Genomic DNA, 19,177 nt, shown 5'->3' with positions numbered 1-19,177 from the left:
TGAGCATTGTTTTTTTATTTTAAAAACTATGTTTTTTGGAATAAAATGCATCCTGTAAAATTTAATTTTTTCAAGCATAATCTGTATATTGAATATAACAACCTTAAAGGCTTTCAGAAATTTAGTTTATCTGAATAATTTACAACCATTTGGGCTTAAAAGTGTTGTTAATTGGATGATGAGTTCAAAATCTGCAATTGAGAAAGTAATAAAAGAAGATGAAGTAGTGGAAATATTTTAACAGCCTCATAATCTTTTAGATTTTTGTAGAGTTCTATTGAAATAAAGGTAAAAAAATAGCCCTACGCTTCAATTTAATTATTTGGATTCACAAGAGATAACTGAACAAAAAATAATTTCTGAATGGAGCCTAATGAGAGCAAATGGAAAGTTGGCAAGAGGATTTATTATCAGCATTTTTGGTCGTAAAAAATGAAGATGAATTGTTTGAAGTAGTCAAATCTACAGCGTCAAAGCTTGGATTTGATTATTGTGCTTATGGTATGCAGTCACCGCTATCTATTGCTGAACCAAAAACAATTATGTTGAATAATTATCCTCAGGCATGGCAAAAGCTCTATATAGAACAACGTTACGTGAAGGTAGACCCTACTGTGCAGCATTGTATGGTATCACTTCAACCTCTTGTCTGGTCGAGTCAAAATGCAAAAACACAAGAAGAAAAAGATTTCTGGGAAGAGGCGCGTTCTTATGGTTTAAATGTCGGTTGGGCTCAGTCAAGTCGTGATTTTATTGGGACGAGAGGGATGTTAACACTAGCAAGATCCACCGATCAATTATCAGAAAAAGAGCAAAAAGCACAATATACAAATATGTATTGGTTGACTCAAACAGTGCATTCCAGCATTGCTAAAATTGTCAATGATGTAGAGTTCTCTCAGTTCAACCTTTATTTAACGAACCGAGAAAAAGAAGCTTTACGTTGGACAGCAGAGGGTAAAACCTCAGCAGAGATTGCCCAGATTATTGGGGTTACTGAAAGAACTGTAAATTTTCATCTTTGTAACTCGATGCAAAAATTAAATGTAAATAATAAAATTTCAGCAGCTATTCGAGCAGTAATGCTGGGACTTTTGTAAAAAGATATATAAAGAATATAGAGTATTATAAAATAAATAGTTATATGATATTTATTTAAGTATTTTATAACATGTGTTTTAAATTTTTTATTTTAAAAAGTTAATCTATGAATTTAAAATAATGAGTAAGTTTATTATTTTTAAATAAAATTATTTATAGTTTATTATAATAATGTATAAATTAAATTTTAATTATCTGAAATAAAATTAAATAGGCGGTATTAATAATTTAATCTTAAAAGTAAAATTATACGAGAGTTGATATTATTTGATAATTTATCTTTAAAAGAACTATAAATTATATCTCATATAGAAACTAAAAAATTAAAACAAACGCAGCAGAAGAAAAACTGAGTAATGATCTGAAGATTAAAAAATTTTACTTAAGAGTATCTAAAAGTAGATCAAAGAATGGTCGCTTTTTTAATTATTTAAAAGTTCTTAAACTATATAACTGAATAAAAAATAATTTTTAAAAATATTTTAGCTTCTTATTTTTCAATAAGTAACATCTAACCTGTAAACCCTTACAGGTGTAATAAAGGACACTTGTGCATAAAATATAATGTGAATTTATATTTTAAAGAAAAAGTATATTCATTTTTATTAAAACCCCCAACTAGAAATTAATTTCTGAATCAGCAGGTTTTAAGGGTTAATTATAATTAATCGGAGTAAGTTATGGCTGTAATGTGTACGGATAATATCATTGCAACTTTGGAATCCCACGCGAACCTAAATGGGGGTAAGACTGCTTTTGAGTATTTGGGACGCCAATCTGGTGGGATTCAATCTCTAACGTATGCAGATCTGAATAAGCGAGTTCAACACCAAGCTCAGATATTAATGAACCTTGTAGACAGTGGTGATCGTGCAGTCTTGCTGTTCGAACCGGGGCTAGACTTTATCGTATCGTTCTTTGCTTGTCTGAAAGCTAAAATTATCGCAGTACCAGTTAGCTTGCCGTTTAATCGTAATGGTTTTTCTAATATTTTGAATATTATGAATGACTGTGAGCCAAAAATCGTGCTCACAACAAAAAAGATTCTTGAGTTATCCGGCCTAATTACATTAAAAGCTCAAAATGAAAGTTTAATACTACATGCTGTTGATACGGAATTTCAGCGTGACTTGGCGGAAAAGGATTTTCCTTATATTGATGCAGATGATGTTTGTTTCCTTCAATACACTTCAGGATCGACCGGTTGGCCTAAAGGTGTAATTGTCACCCACAAAAATATTATGGCAAATGAAGCCATGATTACGGAAGCTTTTTGTACACAACCTGATGATATCGGCCTTACATGGTTGCCTGTTTATCATGATATGGGATTGATCGGCTCGGTTTTGCAGAGCGTGTATGTGGGGCTAACTTGTTATGTAATGTCGCCTCTGGACTTCATACGTAAACCGCTTAAATGGCTACAATTTATTAGTGAAAAAGGCGTCACGATCAGTGGTGGTCCAAACTTTGCGTATGAATTGTGTTTGCATCGTATTTCAGATGAAGACGCAGCAACGCTTGATCTGAGCCGCGTACGTGTACTATTTAACGGTGCAGAACCAATCAAAGCGCATGTCATGCAGCGTTTCATGGAGAAGTTCAATACTCAGTCCAAACTGAAACTAGATACTTTCTTGCCATGCTATGGCTTGGCGGAAGTGACGCTCTTAGTCAGTGGTGTGACTGGCCCTCTCAATGCAATTTCTCTTGATCGTGATAAGTTGAATGCCCACTTGGTACAAACCAGTCAGGATCAGACCGCGGTGCAAGTGGTGAGCTGTGGCAAGATCTCGGCGCACATTGATTGCCGCATAGTTAATCCGCATACCCATAAAGAAGTAGCAGCTCATGAAGTTGGTGAAATCTGGCTAGCAGGAGAGAGTGTCACAGCAGGCTACTGGCAGAAACCTGAGATCAATCAGGAAACCTTTGAAGCAACGATCCTTGATGAAGCAGGTCAGCCAAGTAAAGAATATTACTTAAGAACGGGTGATATGGGCTTTATCAAAGATGGAGACCTGTATGTAACTGGCCGTCTTAAGGATGTAATTATTATCCGTGGCAAAAACTATTACCCACAAGATATCGAATGCTCTGTTGAAATGGCACATCCTGCTGTTCGTAAAGGCTGTGTTGCAGCAGTAAATTTTGCTGATTCTGAGGGGGTTACGGTTGTACTTGAGATTAAGAAAAAGTCATTAAACAAGACTCTTAATTTTGAAACCATCAGAACTCAAGTTAAAGAACAAGTGGCGGCTGATATTGGCTTACCTGTAGACGGTGTCTATTTACTGCATCAAGGCCGAATAAATAAGACCACTAGCGGCAAAATTAGAAGAAGAAAAATTAAAGAACAGATCGAGCGAGGTCAGCTGGTCTGTTTGACCCATCCAAACCGTAGAACGGTGATTGCTCGAAATTATATCAAGAACAGTTTAGAAGTCATCCGTGATCGTGAGCAGCGGGGGCAGTTGATTCGTTATAGCTCCAATCTACTCAACTCAATGATCAAGGAACGTGAAGTGCGCACGCTGATTTTTAATCGTCTGAAAAGTGCTTTGTTTTAACCCTTACCCTTTAATCATTTGAGTGAAAATTCATGTCACTTACTTCCAATTTGCGGCAGTTTCAATCTGCTGCTCGTCTGGAGCAAATTTTAGGCTCCGTACATGATACCAACAATGATTTTTCTTGGTCCGCTGCCATCGAGCGTGATGAAAAGGAACAGTATCCTCAGCGTGCTGTTGATTTTCTGAATGCGGTGGGCATGAACCGTTTCTATGTACCTTCAGAACTCGGGGGGCGCATGGAAATTGGTGAAGAGTTGTTATATCTGCATCGCGTGTTGGCACGACGTGATCTAACCATCAATTCGACCTATAGCACGAATGCTTGGTCTGTGATCGTATGGATCGGTGGTAATGCGAATCAATGTCAAAACATCGCTAACCGAATTTTAAGTGGTGCTGCGCCAGCACTAGCTTATAGTGAAAAAGCACATGGTGCAGATCTGTTATCTAGTGAAGTGACTGCACAATCTGGTGAAAGCAAGTATGTCTTAAATGGTGAAAAATGGTCGATCAATCGCGCCACTTTAGGTGACTCTTTAAGTCTGATTGCTAAAACATCGAATGATCGTGGACCGCGTAGTTTGAGTGCATTCTGGCTCGATAAGCGTCAAATGGCTTCGAAAGGAACGTATAGCCTGAACCGTCTGCCAACAGTGGGTATGCGTGGTCTAGATATTAGCGGTATTGGTTTTAATAATGCTGAAATTCACAAAGACGCTCTAATCGGTGAAGAAGGCCAGGGCTTGGAGCTTGGTCTCAAGACGCTACAGGTAACACGTGCATATTGCAGTAGTTTCTCGCTCGGAGCGGGTGACACGATGCTACGTATCGCGACCGAATTTGCTATTGAGCGCGAGTTATATAACAAGAAAGTGATAAACATTCCGCTAGTGCGTGAGCAACTCGCCACCGCCTATGCTTATCTTTTAGCGGCTGAGGTGTTATCACTCGTTGGTGCGCGTGGATTACATGTTTGTATCAATCAATTCAGTACATGGTCACCAATCGTCAAGGTCGTAGTACCTGAGTATGTAGAGTCGCTTGCCAAGATCACTTCTTCAGTGCTTGGCTCACGTTTTTTCTTAAGAAATGCATATGCTGATGGAATGTACCAAAAAGCATTCAGAGACCATCTGATTGTTAGTGTATTTGATGGTAGCAGTACCGTCTGTCTAGACAGCCTGAGTTTTCAGCTCAAGTCTGCCAATAAAGGTCGTAGTAAAAAAGCCGATCAACTCAATCAAGCCGAAGCTAAAGCACGCTATCGCCAGTTGTATGACTTGCAGGTAGAGACAGGGGCTATTGATTTTCGTGAGCTTGAGATTTTTAACCGAGATGGTGACTTGGTAATGGAGTCGCTCGGGACAATCATCGAAATGCTCAACAATACCGATGTCACAGCAGGATTGTCTGCCCAAACGCTTTCTACACTAAGTGAGCGAGCAAATCAGTTGCTTGTTGAACAGCGCTCATTGGATCAAAAAATTCAGGATTACTTTTCAAACTCTGAGCAAAGCAACGAATTTGAAACGCTGCGCTTTAGCCTTGCCCGTGGTTACGCCGAGCTGTTTGCCCGCATTGCTGTGCTGGGTTTCTGGGTTTTCAACCGTCATGGTTTAAGGCCTGCTTTGCAGGATGGTGCATGGCTGATCATTTTCTTAAATACCGCTGAAGGAGAGACATCTCCTCCTATGGCATCAGTACGTGAAAGCACATTGGCAGATTTGCTAGACCGAATTTCAACTAACCATATGTTATCTGTTATCGATTTTGCATTGGCACCGCGCGATGCCAAACCAGTTAAAGAGGAGATTACCCCATGAATAAGGATAAAGCTTACTGGAGCGCGATCATTCGTACACTAGTAGCCAAAGAAATGCGTGTAGAGCCTGAGACGATTGATCCAGAGCAAAAATTTACCAGTTATGGTCTTGATTCGATCGTTGCTTTGTCTGTCTCTGGGGATTTAGAAGATCTGACAAAACTGGAGCTTGAGCCGACATTACTATGGGATTACCCAACAATTAATACATTAGCCGAATATCTTGTTTCTGAGTTGCAACAGGGAGTTGCTTCATGAATAACATTGCACACCTAGAGCCAAAAATTCTGTCACGTCACGCGATTTCTGCAGAGCAGCTTGGTATTTGGTATATCCAACGTTTTGAGCCAACTTGCAGTGCCTACAATATGGTGGTGGCCTTTGATGTAAAGGTCAATCAACCATTAGGCAACAAACCGATGGAGATTTTGGAAGCGGTGATGGATGATTACCCGCTATTGCGTGTAAGCATGCCTGCCAATGAACAGGGGATTGAGCAACTTATCTGGGATCGCGTGTATCCTAATATTATTTTCACTGATGCTCGACATGTTGAAGCTTCTGATTTGACGCAATTGGTTGAACAAGATACCAAGCAACCATTTGACCTGACTCAACCACCATTGTGGCGTATTCATTGTTATGAACGTGGTCAGAATCATTATGTGGTTGCAGTTGTGATTCATCATGCCTTAATGGATTTCTGGTCAATTGGTCTGTTGCTGCGTGATGTCTGCAAGCGCTTTGGACTAATTACAGAGTCAAATGCGGTAGACGGAATTGAGTTCGCACAGTATGCGGATAAGCAGAAGAACAATGCGACCGACGATGCTGATGAAAGCCTACTTTTCTGGAAAAATGCGTTACAGCACGCACCACATGTGCATAGTATTCCGCTTGATTACCCACGTCCAGCTGTGCAGCAACATAAAGGTAGCTCGGTGATTTTCCGTGTGCCTGAGTCAGTATCATCTGGGCTTGTGAGCTTGGCGAAAGATTATGAGATCACATTGTTTGGTCTTGTACTATCTGGCTTTTATATCCTACTGAACAAACTATCAAATGAAAATAATCTAGTTATTGCCACAGCAGTAGCAGGTAGGCTTGAGCGTTCTTTGCGTAATGCGCTTGGGCAATTTGTCAATACAATAGCTCTTCATGTAGACATTGATGCTGATCAAACCTTACGCCAATTTACGCAACAGGTCCAAGAACAATTAAAACAAAGCCTAAAACATCAAAAAGTTGCCTTTTCTAGAGTAGTTGAGGCTGTCTTACCAAAGCGCGATGGCAGTATTAACCCATTGGCTCAGGTGGGAATGTTCTGGGAACGTCTAGGCGGCATGGATGAGTTTAAGGAACTACTCTTACCAATCCAGAATCCAGCTACATTAGTTGGTCAAGACCTGACTTTGGGAAGCTTTCCGGTTCGCCAGCAAGAAGGTCAATTAGACATTATGCTGGAAATGGGGGGTGAATATCAGGGTGAACTGGTTGGTGTACTGAAATACAATTCCGAAATATTCTCTGCAGAGTCGGCAGAGAATATGGTGCAACTGCTGCAAATCATACTATCGGAGATGGTGACCCATCCTGAGCGTAAGCTCATTGAGTTAGATATTGCTCCTAGTTATGCGAATAACATCCAGCTAGGCTATCTACATGGTCAGGTTACGGACTATTCTAAGCATGATTTATTGGCAATGATTCTGAAGCAGATTGACGAGCGTGGTGACAACTATGCTACGACCTGCAGAGATCATGCTGTCAGCTATCATGAGTTAGGTCAGCATATCGCTGGTATCGCTGAATATTTGCGTGCACACAATATTACCAATGGTGATCGTGTAGGTCTGATGTTAGACCGTACTACGCTATTGCCTGCTGCAATCCTCGGAATTTGGGCGGCAGGAGCAGCATATGTGCCATTAGATCCTAGTTTCCCAAGAGAACGTCTGCATAACATCGTAGAAGACGCTGAACCTAAAGTCATCTTGACTCAAGCTGAGTTAATGGATGCTGTTAATGTTTCTGTGCCTCGTTTAGATATTAATCAAGCTGATGTTGTACCCCTTGAGCAAGTGCGTGAGACACTTGCCTTTGGTGATACCGCTTATGTGATGTACACCTCAGGTTCGACAGGGAAGCCTAAAGGCGTGCGTATTGGGCATCCTTCAATGGCTAATTTCTTGCTGTCTGTGAATGATAGGCTGCAAGCAACGCCAGATATGCAGTTATTGGCGATTACAACTTATGCCTTTGATATTTCAGTTGTTGAGCTATTGATTCCGTTGATGTACGGCGGTGTGGTACACGTCTGCCCACGTGAGGTATCGCTAGATGGTAACTTGCTGGTGGACTATATGCAGGCGAAGTCGATCAATATTATGCAGGCAACACCAGCCTCTTGGAAAATGCTTTTAGATAGCGACTGGAACGGTATTCCGGGTATGACTGCAATTAGTGGCGGCGAGGCACTCGATCCTATACTTGCAGAAAAACTTTTGGGCAAAGTAAGTTGTCTCTGGAATATCTATGGTCCGACCGAAACTACGGTATGGTCGAGTGCAGCTCATATCACCGATTCAAAATTGATTGATTTAGGTCAGCCAATGGCGAACACCCAGCTTTATGTTCTTGATGAACAACAGCGGTTGGTCCCACGCGGTGTTATGGGAGAGCTCTGGATTGGAGGCGATGGCCTAGCAATTGATTACTGGCAACGACCTGATTTGACAGATGCACAATTCAGAACCTTGCCATCTCTACCAAATGCCGGTCGACTTTATCGTACTGGAGATAAAGTCTGTTTGCGTATGGATGGGCGTTTGACCCATCACGGACGTCTGGACTTCCAAGTCAAGATCCGTGGATTCCGTATTGAACTGGGTGAAATCGAGAATGTTCTCAAACAGATCGATTGTATTACAGATGCAGTAGTGTTGGTTAAGACCACTGCCGACAACGATCAGAAACTGGTGGCCTATGTGACAGGGTCTGAGATTGATATGGCAGGTTTGAAAAAGACCCTGCAAATCCATCTCCCAGCTTATATGGTGCCAAGTACGTTTATCCGTTTGGATGAATTTCCAATGACGGGTAGTAACAAAATAGATCGTAAGGCGTTCCCTGAGCCAGTGTTTGAGCAGAGCAATGATTATGTTGCACCACGAGATTCGATCGAAATCGAGCTATGTACGACCTTTGAGCAGATTTTGTCAGTTAAGCGAGTGGGTATACATGATGATTTCTTTGAGTTAGGCGGGCATTCATTACTTGCGGTGAAGCTTGTCAATCATCTCAAGAAGGTATTTGGTACCGAATTATCAGTTGCCTTACTAGCACAGTACTCCACTGTAGAAAGTTTAGGCGAGATCATCCGTGAAAATAAAGAAATCAAACCTTCCATCGTAATCGAATTACGTCGTGGAACCTATGAACAACCGTTGTGGCTGTTCCATCCGATTGGTGGTAGTACTTTCTGTTATATGGAGCTTTCGCGTCATCTCAATCCGAATCGTACTTTACGTGCTATTCAGTCTCCAGGATTGATTGAAGCAGATGCCGCTGAAGTAGCCATTGAAGAAATGGCGACACTCTATATTGCTGAAATGCAAAAGATGCAGCCTCAGGGGCCTTATTTCCTCGGTGGATGGTGCTTTGGTGGTGCGATTGCATACGAGATCAGTCGTCAGTTGCGTCAAATGGGGCAGCAGGTCACAGGGATTGTCATGATCGATACTCGTGCTCCAATTCCAGAAAATGTACCTGAAGATGCCGATGATGCCATGCTCTTGTCTTGGTTTGCTCGTGATTTAGCTGTCCCTTATGGGAAAAAGTTGACGATCCCAGCGCAATACTTGCGCGAATTAAGTTCAGATCACATGTTTGATCATGTGCTTAAAGAAGCTAAAGCTATCAATGTTATACCTTTGGATGCTAATCCATCAGATTTCCGACTTTACTTTGACACTTATTTGGCTAATGGCGTCGCACTCCAGACCTATTTCCCAGAACCTGAAGATTTTCCGATCCTCTTGGTCAAGGCTAAAGATGAGATGGAAGATTTCGGGGAAAGCCTCGGTTGGGATCAACTGATCAAAGATACGCTTACACAAGTGGATCTGCCTGGTGACCATTCATCGATTATGTTCGCTGAGAACGGGGCGGCTGTGGCCCAGACAATTGATCAGATGTATCCAGTTCCTGCATAAAAAATATAAGAAGGTAGAACCACTATGGTGACCATAGAACATGCTTTCCTCATACCAGGCGATATTGATAAGGTCTTTAAATATCTTGCCAACCCGGGTCATGATGCAAGCTGGCAATTGTCATGTAAGCATTCTGAGCTACTAGATAATACTCCGCGTGTGGGCAGTAGGTATGAAATCGGTTTGACCTTTGCGGGTCGTGAGTTGGCCTTTAAAGGTGAAATTACACATCTGGTACCCAACGAATTATATGCCTTTCAAGTGCTAGAAGGACCTTTTCTTTATACGGGTACTTACCACTTTAAACCGCATCCAGAAGGTACATGGATTGAGTGGCTTTTTGTGGCAGAACCTGGCGGCTTTTTTGGTGTCTTTCCCGATGCACTGCTAAAAAAGATGGTTCTTGCCCAGTTCAAGAAAGATCTTATTAATCTCCAAGCACTGGCCAAAAAGGGTGGAACCTATGAGGCAGTGAGTCAGCAAGCACAGGAGATCGAAGAACCGTCGCAAGAGATCGAAAAACTATCGCAGGAGATCGAGAAGCCATCACAAGAGATTGAAGAGCCAGCACAAGAGGCCGATAAAAAATCACACGAGATCGAAACACCACTTCAAAAGACTCATCCAGTGATGGAAAAATATGCGCGTTGGATTCTCAGCCATCGCCGTATTGTGCTGACCGTAGTCATACTTTTAACGATTGTCTTGGCATATCTCGCATCGGGCGTAAAAATTATTATTGATCCGGGCGCACTTGCACCTAATGGGCATCCTTATATCACCTCGACCAAACTGATCGAAAAGAAATTCGGTTCCAAGTATATGGTCGTGATCGGCATTACACCGAAACAAGGTGATATTTATCAGCCGCAAGTATTAGAAAAAGTTAAACATATTACCGAAGAAGTTGACAATGCACCTGGCGTAGTTCGTTCTACGATGATGAGTCTGGCTGCACGCCAAGCCAAAGGAATCATGGCTAATTCGGAAGGGTTTGATGCCAAGAAATTATTGCCGACCAGTTCTGTAACTCAAGACGATATCGATCATTTGAAAAAAATGTTGGCAATGAACCCAACCTATATGAATTCAGTCGTATCTAAAGATCAAAGAACTGCTGCAATTTTGCTTGAGCTTGAGGAAAGCCCGGAAGGCTTCCAGAAGATGATGGCTCCAATCAACAAAATTGTAGAGAGCGAACAATCCAAAGATATGACCATCAGTGTTGGTGGCAATCCCGTCTATCTCGATAAAGCTGAAGATTATTCTAAGCGTATCAATATCTTGTTCCCAATTGCTGTGTTGGTGATCGGTTTATTGCACTTTGAAGCATTTCGCAGTAAGCAGGGGTTGATCTTGCCACTCGTTACAGCTTTGCTGTCTGTGGCATGGGGTATGGGCATGATGGGCCTATTTAAACAGCCGATGGATATTTTTAACTCGCCTACACCAATTTTGATTTTGGCCATCGCAGCAGGTCATGCCGTACAGTTGTTAAAGCGGTACTACGAAGACTTTGACCGTTTGCTTGCTCAAGGGATGGAGCCTAAAGCTGCCAATAGTGAAGCTGTTGTTCAATCTCTGGTCCGTGTGGGTCCGGTTATGATATTGGCTGGCGGAATTGCAGCAGCCGGGTTCTTCTCTCTGTTAACTTTCAATATTCCGACTATTCGTTCATTCGGTATTTTTACTGGGATCGGGATCATTAGTACACTCGTAATTGAGATGACTTTTATTCCGGCACTGCGCTCGATGTTGCCACCACCTTCTGCTACGAAGGTCAAACGTAAAGGTCTACCGATATGGGATTGGATTCCAAACCGTATTGGTGATGCTATTTTGTCAGTTCGTCCGCGAATGATGTTAATGACTGCGATTGCGGTAGTAGGTGTCTTACTTGCTATCGGCACCAGCCGTATTGTAGTAGATAACGATAGTCGAAATTTCTTCTCGCGTGACCTACCAATGCAGCAAGACGACAGATTTTTGAATCAGTCTCTTGGTGGAACAAATAGCCTTTACATTATGGTCGATACTAAAGTTCGTGATGGTATCGAAAACCCTGAAATTCTCAAAGCAATTGATAATACAGAAAAGTTCGCGAATTCAATTCCAGAGGTCGGTAAAACAATCTCTATTGTGGACTATATCAAACGAATGAATCAGGCCATGAATGCCGATCAGCCACAGGCATTTCAGGTTCCTGCAACCAAAGATGTTGTTGCTCAGTATTTACTGTTGTATTCAATGTCTGGTGAGCCGACAGATTTTGATTCTTACATTGATACCACTCAGCGCTATGCCAAGATTACGATTCTGATGAAAACAGGTAGTAATCATCGCATTACAGAAATCCTTGAATCTCTAAAAACTTATATGGCAGGTCAATTCGGTGATAAAGCTGTAGTAAGTTTTGGTGGTGACGTGACTCAGACTATTGCTTTAACTGAAACAATGGTTCACGGCAAACTCATGAATATTCTACAAATTTCATTTGCTGTCTTCTTTATTTCAGCGTTGGTCTTCCGCTCACTTTCAGCTGGGCTGATCGTTCTGACACCTCTTTTATTCTCAATTCTTGCGATCTTTGGGGTAATGGGTTGGCTCAATATTCCCCTCAATATTCCAAACTCTCTCATCTCGGCCATGGCTGTTGGTATCGGTGCGGATTACGCCATCTACTTCCTCTATCGCTTGCGTGAAATCTTGCGTGAAGAAGGCGGAGATATCAAAGATGCTGTTCGTAAAACCTTAAGTACAGCTGGTAAGGCTTCTCTTTTCGTCGCGACTGCGGTTGCTGGTGGTTATGGTGTACTGTCCTTATCACAGGGCTTCCATGTACATCAATGGCTAGCGCTGTTTATTGTGATTGCGATGCTTTTCAGTGTATTTGCAACCTTAATTATGGTACCTACAATGATTTTGATGCTAAAACCACGTTTTATCTTTTCTTCAAATAAGAAGAGCATTCCTGTTGCACAAACTGTCGTGACAAGCCTTTTGTTGGGTACGGCACTTACTTTTTCACTACCTAAAACATCACATGCAGATGAGGCTCAAGACATTGTTAATCGTAGTGATGATGCCTCTAAGTTCTTGTCTTCAACTGCTAGCGCCAAATTTATTCTGACGTCTAAAAATGGTGAGCAACGTGTACGTATGACTAAAAATATGACCAAGCTTGCTGGAAATACTCAGAACAATATGCGTTTGACTGAGTTCATCTCGCCAGCGGATGTCCAAGGAACCACGACACTGTTGATTGAAAATGCAAAAGGCAGTGATAGCATGTTTGTCTATTTGCCTGCATTGAAAAAAGTACGTCGACTAGCATCAGCGAATAAGGGCGATGCTTTTATTGGTACCGATTTTAGTTATGGTGATGTACTTGGCTATAAGCTCAGTGACTGGAAGTACACGAAACTGGCAGATGGCAAATTTAATGGTAAAGATTGCTACATGATTGAAGCAACGCCAATCAATAATACGGTGAAGAATGACTTTGGTTATAGCAAACGTCGCATGTGCATACTCAAAGACAACTTTGTTACAGCAACTATCGACATTTGGGATACCGCAGGTAAGCCGTTAAAGCACATTGAGTTCACCGATATCCGTCCTTACGGCAAAGTGAAACCAAGATGGCAGGCCATGAAATCTATGGCGAAAAACTTGCAAACTCAACATATGACGCAAGTGATCGTCAATGATTTTGCCGCAGAAAAAACTTTATCCGATAAGCTTTTCTCACCGCAGAGCCTTGAAAAATGACGCAAGGTGCCTATTGGGTATTTGCATGCTGTAGTAGCTTTATGCTACTGCAACATGCTTATGCAGATGACAGCGAAATTAGTTTTATAAGCCAGAACTCGGCCAGACTCGATGTGTGGTCATCAGATCGTGATTTAAGTTCGTTAAAAAATATTGGACAAGCAAGTTTCTGGTCCAATGGTACGCTCAAGTTTAACCCAGCGTTTAAGATCCATTACGATATAAATATTGGAGACGAAACGGACCATACTGTAAATCCAGATCAGGTGAGTAAGGTGAATCGCAACTTACGTGAGTTGTATGCATCTTATAACTGGGATCAAACGTTTTATTTCGACTTTGGTCGCCAGATTGTGGTCTGGGGGAGAGCTGATGGGATTAACCCAACGGATAATCTATCACCTCGTGACTATACGCGTTTAGTACCAGATGAGACAGATCAGCGTCTTGGAAATGATGCACTCAAATTGACGTATATTCCTGAATCTGGAACTAATAAATGGACGGCATTATGGTATCCGCGTAGCCGTTCAGATGTGATTCCATTGCGTCAGATTGCTGGTGTTCAGTATGACATAGACCGTAAGAGCCGTCCTGCGTTTGCAGTGCGTTGGGATTATTCCGTAGATGGTCTAGATGTAGGTGCATCGTATTTTTCAGGTTTAGATCACATGCCTGATCTGTCATTGCAGTCGTTATCTCCAACAGGAGCAACGTTACAATTGAAAAATAATCCTATGTCTGTCTATGGGATTGATTTCAGTTATAACCGTAACGATATCGTGTGGCGTGGTGAAGCTGCATATACAAAGACTGACTCGGATGGCAGCGAAGATCTTACGCATAAGAAAAATAATTTAACCGTGGTCATGGGACCAGAATGGTCATTAAAAAATACTACGCTAAGCTTAATGGGTGTGTACAAACATACAGAGGACGTAAGGTCTGCCGATAGCTTGACAGATCCATTATTAAGAGAAGTTTACCGTTATCAGCAAACAATTAGTGATCAATATCAGCAAAATCAGTATGGAGCTATGCTGCGCTATGCACTTAACCTGCTGAATGATAATTTAAAATTAGAAGTAACAGGGTTCTATTTTTCGCCCAAACCGAATGAGTTACTAAGAGTACGTATTAATTACAACCTCAATGATCACTGGCAGCTGAATGCAGGTGGCGATCGCTTCTGGGGCAGAAATGATACTGTGTTTGGACAATTTAGAGATAACAGTCTGGTATATGCCCAGATTCGATATAATTTTTAAGATAATCCGCTTCAAGTAATACTGGAGCTCGCAATCCCTAATAAGGTGATTTATGGATAATTTAAATAAAGCAAAAAAAGATAATTTTTCACGGAAAACTATATTAGTAACAGGTGCAGCTGGTTTTATTGGAAGCAGATTAATTGTTGAACTTTTACGTGAAGGTCATCAAGTAATCGCTGCACTGCGTAATGCTCCAACCAAGAAAGAAAAACTATTAGATTTCATTGCAACAGAAGGGCTGATTGATCCCTCTATTTCTTTTGTTGAATATGATTTAAGCCGTGATTTTAAGCTGGACTCTCTATTAGCGGATACTCAAACGAAGATTCATGTTATTTATCATCTGGCTGCATCATTTAATTGGGGAATTAGTAAAGCTGATGCTCAACTTACCAATGTAAAATCAGGCCTTGCCTTGATTGAGTGGGCGGCAACATTAAAACAGCTTGAGCGATTCATCTGGATTGGTGGATATCGCATGGTTTCTCCACCGCAAGGTTCACCTGATGATTTATATCGTAAATACGGCGGTTATGAGGCTTCGAAACTTTTAGGTCATCAGGCTTTCATTGAGGCTTGTAAGCGTTTAAATGTGCCATGGACTGCAATACATCCTGCTACAGTTATTGATGGTTTTTATCGTTATGGCGATATGCAATATATTGGTATTGCAGAAATGATTGGTAAGTTATATCAGGGACGACTGATGGCACTGCCTGGTGGCCGTGACACATTCTTACCACTTTGTAATATGCAATATATTGTAAGCTTCCTAATCCGCACCATGTTTTATCCTGAAACCATTGCTCAGGAGTATATGCTGCTCGATCCTGCGACGCCGAAATTTCATCACCTGATCCATCTGGCTGCCGAGTATTTAGGAGTGAGTACACCACATTTGCAACTCCCTAAAATTCTACTCGAGAAATTACCTGAAGTATTGCTTGATAGCTCCAAAGAGCAACTTGCTTTCATTTCTAATGAAAACTATCAAGTCGCTGAAACAGAGATGATGGCAACGAAGATGGGGATTGCTGATCTAATCAATACTACTCCTTATTTCTCTCACTGGATTGATCGTCTGGTACTCACACGTTTTGGTCATATGCAAGTAGCTACACCGAGTCGTTTCAGCTATCAGAGTCGATATTGGACAGAAACCTATATTAAACAGTCGCTTGGTTCAGAAAAAGCTTCTGCATTATTTTTACATGGAATCCCATTTGATAGTGCATGCTGGTCTCCAATCATCAATAGAATTACATATGATCAGGTCGCTATGATGGACCTACCGGGACTTGGGCGTTCGGGTAGTTATGAGATAATGGAAGATAACAACCAACAATTTATTGATGTTGCTTCAAAGCTTTTAGCACCAAATAGTGTTGTGATTGCTCACTCGTTAGGGTGTCTTTTCGCATTGAATCTTGCAAAGAAATATCCAGATAAAGTTGCTCGCCTTATCCTGATATCACCTTATTTTGTTCAGGCGCGGGCTGCTAAAATATTCCAAATACAGGCCATCTCTAATTTAATTTTCCGTTTTGTGCCGAAAGATATCATTGCTAAAGATCTGCATCCAGATGGACAAAAAAATCCGTCAGTGGGCTATGCGATGGATTCATTATGCCGTGTGCCAGTATCTAAGCATATTAGCGAGTATATGCATCTCGTTAATTTGCCACAGCAACGAGCCGCTCAAACTACTCTGCTCAATGAGCTTCGGTCTAAAGTCGAGATTATTATTGGAGAGAAAAATCCAATTGTTACCCCAATAAGTCCTGATATTCCGGTACATATCATCGCTGGTGCAGGTCATAATCCACACATTACCCATGTAGAAGCGGTTTATGATTACCTCACACCAGTTCTAACAAAGTATATCAGTACTACAGCACAACTTAGTGATGTCTGATATACCCCAAGTGCAGGTTTATATTTGCCCAGTTTCACGGGTACCAGATAATCATCTCATATTGAGTCATTATCTCAGCTTTCTCAATGCCGCAGAAAAGTTGAGATATGATCAATATCTTCCTCAGGCAGCGCGTCTTTTCTTAATTTCTCGTGTCTTAACGAAGTCTGTTCTAGCAGATAAGCTGGGTATTTCAGCCCATCAAGTCAATATTCAGTTACAACCGAACGGCAAACCTTTTGTACAAGGTAGTAAGACGATTTATTTTAATCTTAGTCATTCAGCGGACGTTATTGTCCTTGCTGTGACTGAAGAAGGGGAAATCGGTGTTGATGTTGAACGAGTGAATCGAGAGTTCCAATGGAAGCGGGTTGATAGCGTTTTAGACCTAAGTGAAATAGAGTGGATTCAGGAAAATGAACCGATTGACCCATTCAGCGTATATCAGCGGTTTTTTCAAATATGGACCTTGAAAGAAGCCTATATTAAATGTACTGGTCAAGGAATGAGTAGCCATTTAAAGAAGCTTAATTTCCATGTCTTTTCTGAATATATAAAGTTTTTTGATGCAACCAAGGATACTCAAAACATAGAACAATATCATTTTCAAAGCTATATTTATGATTGCAATTTTATCTTTTCCATATGTTTACAGCAGAGCCACCATATAGAACGCTTTAATATGGACTGTTTCCAATTATTGCCGTGTATATCTATGCATCCAATGAAGCCGACACCTTGTAGATATAACTAAATTAAATGGATATAACTGGCAATTTAAAAAGGTGAATCGGGTAGAAGCTAGAAAGTCTTTCGTTGGACTTGAACCGGTTTCTTCTCAGTAAGTTATGCTGTGAATTGATAAAGTAAAAAAATAAGGATCGATAAAAAGAAAAAAGCCCCAGTCTTTTGACTAGGGCTTTTAAAATTTGGAGCGGGAAACGAGACTCGAACTCGCGACCCCAACCTTGGCAAGAGTCACCGACATAAAATACACTAAATAACACAATTGGTACGTTAATAAACTCTATATATAACAGTTATATAGAGTTTTTATTTTGTGTGACGTAATTTAAGATGGGGTGGGGTACTTTTATTTTTGGTCACTAATTTATTGTGATAATCAACAATAATAACCAACATACATATGCTTAATCTAAAGGTATTTTACTGACTGGTATAATTTTATGATGAGAGGGGTGTTGCCTGAGGCTACGGTTTCTGTTTGGCCTTTTGGCGTAAGACGTACAAATATAAGCTTTCTACTTTTTCACGTGCCCATGGTATGGTACGCAAGAATCGTAATGATGATTTAACACTTGGGTCTATGCAAAAACATCTAGGTGTTTAGTCCCAGATTTTAATGGTGCAATATTCTCAGATAAATGGAAGGAAGCACTATGGGACAAGTTCTACACAGCAGCGCCACAACGACACAGGCAGTGCGTCGAGCAATACAAAATAGTCAAGAGAGCTTAAGAACGCTAGCCAAGCGTTACGGCATCAATCAAAAGACCGTCGCAAAATGGAAGAAACGTACTTCAGTAGATGATCTTACAACCGGCCCAAAGAATTCTCGCTCAAGCGTGTTATCGCCTGAAGATGAGGCGGCAATTGTTGCTTTTCGAAAACGCACTTTGTTGCCGCTAGACGATTGCCTTTATGCATTGCAGCCGAGTATTCCTTATCTGACACGCTCGTCGTTACACCGCTGCTTACAGCGGCATGGTATTTCACGACTGCCTGAGGTACAAGGTGATCGCCCTGTCAGGAAGCGCTTCAAGAGCTACCCCATTGGTTACTTTCATATCGACATCGCTGAGATGCAAACAGCACAGGGTAAGCTTTATCTCTTCGTTGCCATTGATCGCACTTCCAAGTTTGCGTTCACTGAATTGCATACTAAAGCCAGTAAGATGGCAGCCGCGGAGTTCATGCGCAATCTGGTTAAGGCTGTGCCCTATAGAATCCATACGGTGCTAACAGATAACGGCATCCAGTTCACGAACCGCACCTGTGATCGCTACGCCTCTGAGCACATCTTTGATCGGGTTTGTACTGAATGTGGCATTGAACATCGTCTTACCAAGGTTAAGCATCCATGGACCAATGGACAGGTCGAGAGGATGAACCGAACGATTAAAGAAGCTACTGTCAAACGGTTCCATTACGACGATCACACTCAGCTATGCATTCACCTTGCTGATTTTATTGCTGCATACAACTTCGGCCGCAGACTCAAAACACTCAGGGGCCTGACTCCCTACGAATTCATCTGCAAACAGTGGACAGATGAACCTGAACTTTTTAAAATTGATCCGATCCATCAAATGCCGGGACTAAACATATTTAAAAGCAGATTGGCAAGGTTTAGCAGATGTACAACTTGCGACACTAAACTGGGTAGATTGGTTCAATAAAAAGCGTGTACACAGTGCACTGGGTTATGTGTCGCCTTTTGAGTTTGAAGCAATGTACTATGATAAGATTAATCCGTTAGGTCAGGTGGC

Annotated in this window: 10 protein-coding genes and 2 pseudogenes; 11 read left to right on the top strand and 1 reads right to left on the bottom strand. The window is 41.3% G+C overall.

What is annotated here, in order from left to right; genetic code table 11:
- The first annotated feature begins 383 nt into the window (after nucleotides 1-383).
- The 9 genes from abaR (at nucleotide 384) to J582_RS14715 (ending at nucleotide 17,421) form a co-directional block, all read left to right on the top strand.
- Complete coding sequence (gene abaR, locus J582_RS14755) at nucleotides 384-1,100, top strand: LuxR family transcriptional regulator AbaR (RefSeq protein ID WP_032048157.1); 717 nt, start codon at nucleotides 384-386, stop codon at nucleotides 1,098-1,100.
- A gap of 681 nt (nucleotides 1,101-1,781) precedes the next feature.
- Nucleotides 1,782-3,671: a fatty acyl-AMP ligase gene (locus J582_RS14750; RefSeq protein ID WP_031982534.1), complete on the top strand. Its 1,890-nt coding sequence runs from the start codon at nucleotides 1,782-1,784 to the stop codon at nucleotides 3,669-3,671.
- Nucleotides 3,672-3,721: 50 nt separating this feature from the next.
- Nucleotides 3,722-5,497, top strand: coding sequence for an acyl-CoA dehydrogenase (locus J582_RS14745; RefSeq protein WP_081404893.1), 1,776 nt, complete (start codon nucleotides 3,722-3,724; stop codon nucleotides 5,495-5,497).
- Complete coding sequence (locus J582_RS14740; RefSeq protein WP_002054205.1) at nucleotides 5,494-5,754, top strand: acyl carrier protein; 261 nt, start codon at nucleotides 5,494-5,496, stop codon at nucleotides 5,752-5,754. Before J582_RS14745 ends, J582_RS14740 begins: the two co-directional genes overlap by 4 nt.
- Nucleotides 5,751-9,710: a non-ribosomal peptide synthetase gene (locus J582_RS14735; RefSeq protein ID WP_032048156.1), complete on the top strand. Its 3,960-nt coding sequence runs from the start codon at nucleotides 5,751-5,753 to the stop codon at nucleotides 9,708-9,710. The genes J582_RS14740 and J582_RS14735 overlap by 4 nt, the downstream gene beginning before the upstream one ends.
- 24 nt (nucleotides 9,711-9,734) lie before the next feature.
- Nucleotides 9,735-13,481: an outer membrane lipoprotein-sorting protein gene (locus tag J582_RS14730; RefSeq protein ID WP_032048155.1), complete on the top strand. Its 3,747-nt coding sequence runs from the start codon at nucleotides 9,735-9,737 to the stop codon at nucleotides 13,479-13,481.
- Complete coding sequence (locus J582_RS14725; protein WP_031982539.1) at nucleotides 13,478-14,749, top strand: hypothetical protein; 1,272 nt, start codon at nucleotides 13,478-13,480, stop codon at nucleotides 14,747-14,749. The genes J582_RS14730 and J582_RS14725 overlap by 4 nt, the downstream gene beginning before the upstream one ends.
- A 52-nt stretch (nucleotides 14,750-14,801) precedes the next feature.
- On the top strand, nucleotides 14,802-16,667 hold the full coding sequence (locus J582_RS14720; protein WP_032048154.1) for an alpha/beta fold hydrolase: 1,866 nt from the start codon (nucleotides 14,802-14,804) through the stop codon (nucleotides 16,665-16,667).
- Nucleotides 16,660-17,421 (top strand): 4'-phosphopantetheinyl transferase family protein, encoded by a 762-nt coding sequence (locus J582_RS14715; protein WP_031982541.1) that lies wholly within the window; start codon nucleotides 16,660-16,662, stop codon nucleotides 17,419-17,421. Before J582_RS14720 ends, J582_RS14715 begins: the two co-directional genes overlap by 8 nt.
- Nucleotides 17,422-17,879: 458 nt before the next feature.
- Here the strand turns inward: J582_RS14715 and J582_RS26000 are convergent.
- Nucleotides 17,880-18,008: pseudogene (locus J582_RS26000) on the bottom strand (VF530 family DNA-binding protein); the annotation flags it as partial.
- 59 nt (nucleotides 18,009-18,067) lie between these two features.
- Here J582_RS26000 and J582_RS14710 point away from each other — a divergent pair.
- Nucleotides 18,068-19,087: an IS481 family transposase gene (locus J582_RS14710; protein WP_050674840.1), complete on the top strand. Its 1,020-nt coding sequence runs from the start codon at nucleotides 18,068-18,070 to the stop codon at nucleotides 19,085-19,087.
- A pseudogene (locus tag J582_RS25995) lies at nucleotides 19,014-19,177 on the top strand (integrase core domain-containing protein); the annotation flags it as partial. The gene J582_RS14710 and the pseudogene J582_RS25995, both read left to right, overlap by 74 nt.

It is taken from the genome of Acinetobacter sp. 1566109 (genome assembly GCF_000582255.1).
In the GTDB taxonomy this organism is placed as follows: Bacteria; Pseudomonadota; Gammaproteobacteria; order Pseudomonadales; family Moraxellaceae; genus Acinetobacter; species Acinetobacter nosocomialis.
The sequence above is the reverse complement of the archived record's forward strand: the minus strand, read 5'-3'. Positions and strand labels throughout refer to the sequence as shown.

Excerpts from the sequence above, each read along its gene's own strand:
- J582_RS14740 (WP_002054205.1), top strand. The coding sequence starts at position 5,494 with ATGAATAAGGATAAAGCTTACTGGAGCGCGATCATTCGTACACTAGTA.
- J582_RS14725 (WP_031982539.1), top strand. The coding sequence starts at position 13,478 with ATGACGCAAGGTGCCTATTGGGTATTTGCATGCTGTAGTAGCTTTATG.
- J582_RS14715 (WP_031982541.1), top strand. The coding sequence starts at position 16,660 with ATGTCTGATATACCCCAAGTGCAGGTTTATATTTGCCCAGTTTCACGG.
- J582_RS14730 (WP_032048155.1), top strand. The coding sequence starts at position 9,735 with ATGGTGACCATAGAACATGCTTTCCTCATACCAGGCGATATTGATAAG.
- abaR (WP_032048157.1), top strand. The coding sequence starts at position 384 with ATGGAAAGTTGGCAAGAGGATTTATTATCAGCATTTTTGGTCGTAAAA.
- J582_RS14710 (WP_050674840.1), top strand. The coding sequence starts at position 18,068 with ATGGGACAAGTTCTACACAGCAGCGCCACAACGACACAGGCAGTGCGT.
- J582_RS14735 (WP_032048156.1), top strand. The coding sequence starts at position 5,751 with ATGAATAACATTGCACACCTAGAGCCAAAAATTCTGTCACGTCACGCG.
- J582_RS14750 (WP_031982534.1), top strand. The coding sequence starts at position 1,782 with ATGGCTGTAATGTGTACGGATAATATCATTGCAACTTTGGAATCCCAC.
- J582_RS14720 (WP_032048154.1), top strand. The coding sequence starts at position 14,802 with ATGGATAATTTAAATAAAGCAAAAAAAGATAATTTTTCACGGAAAACT.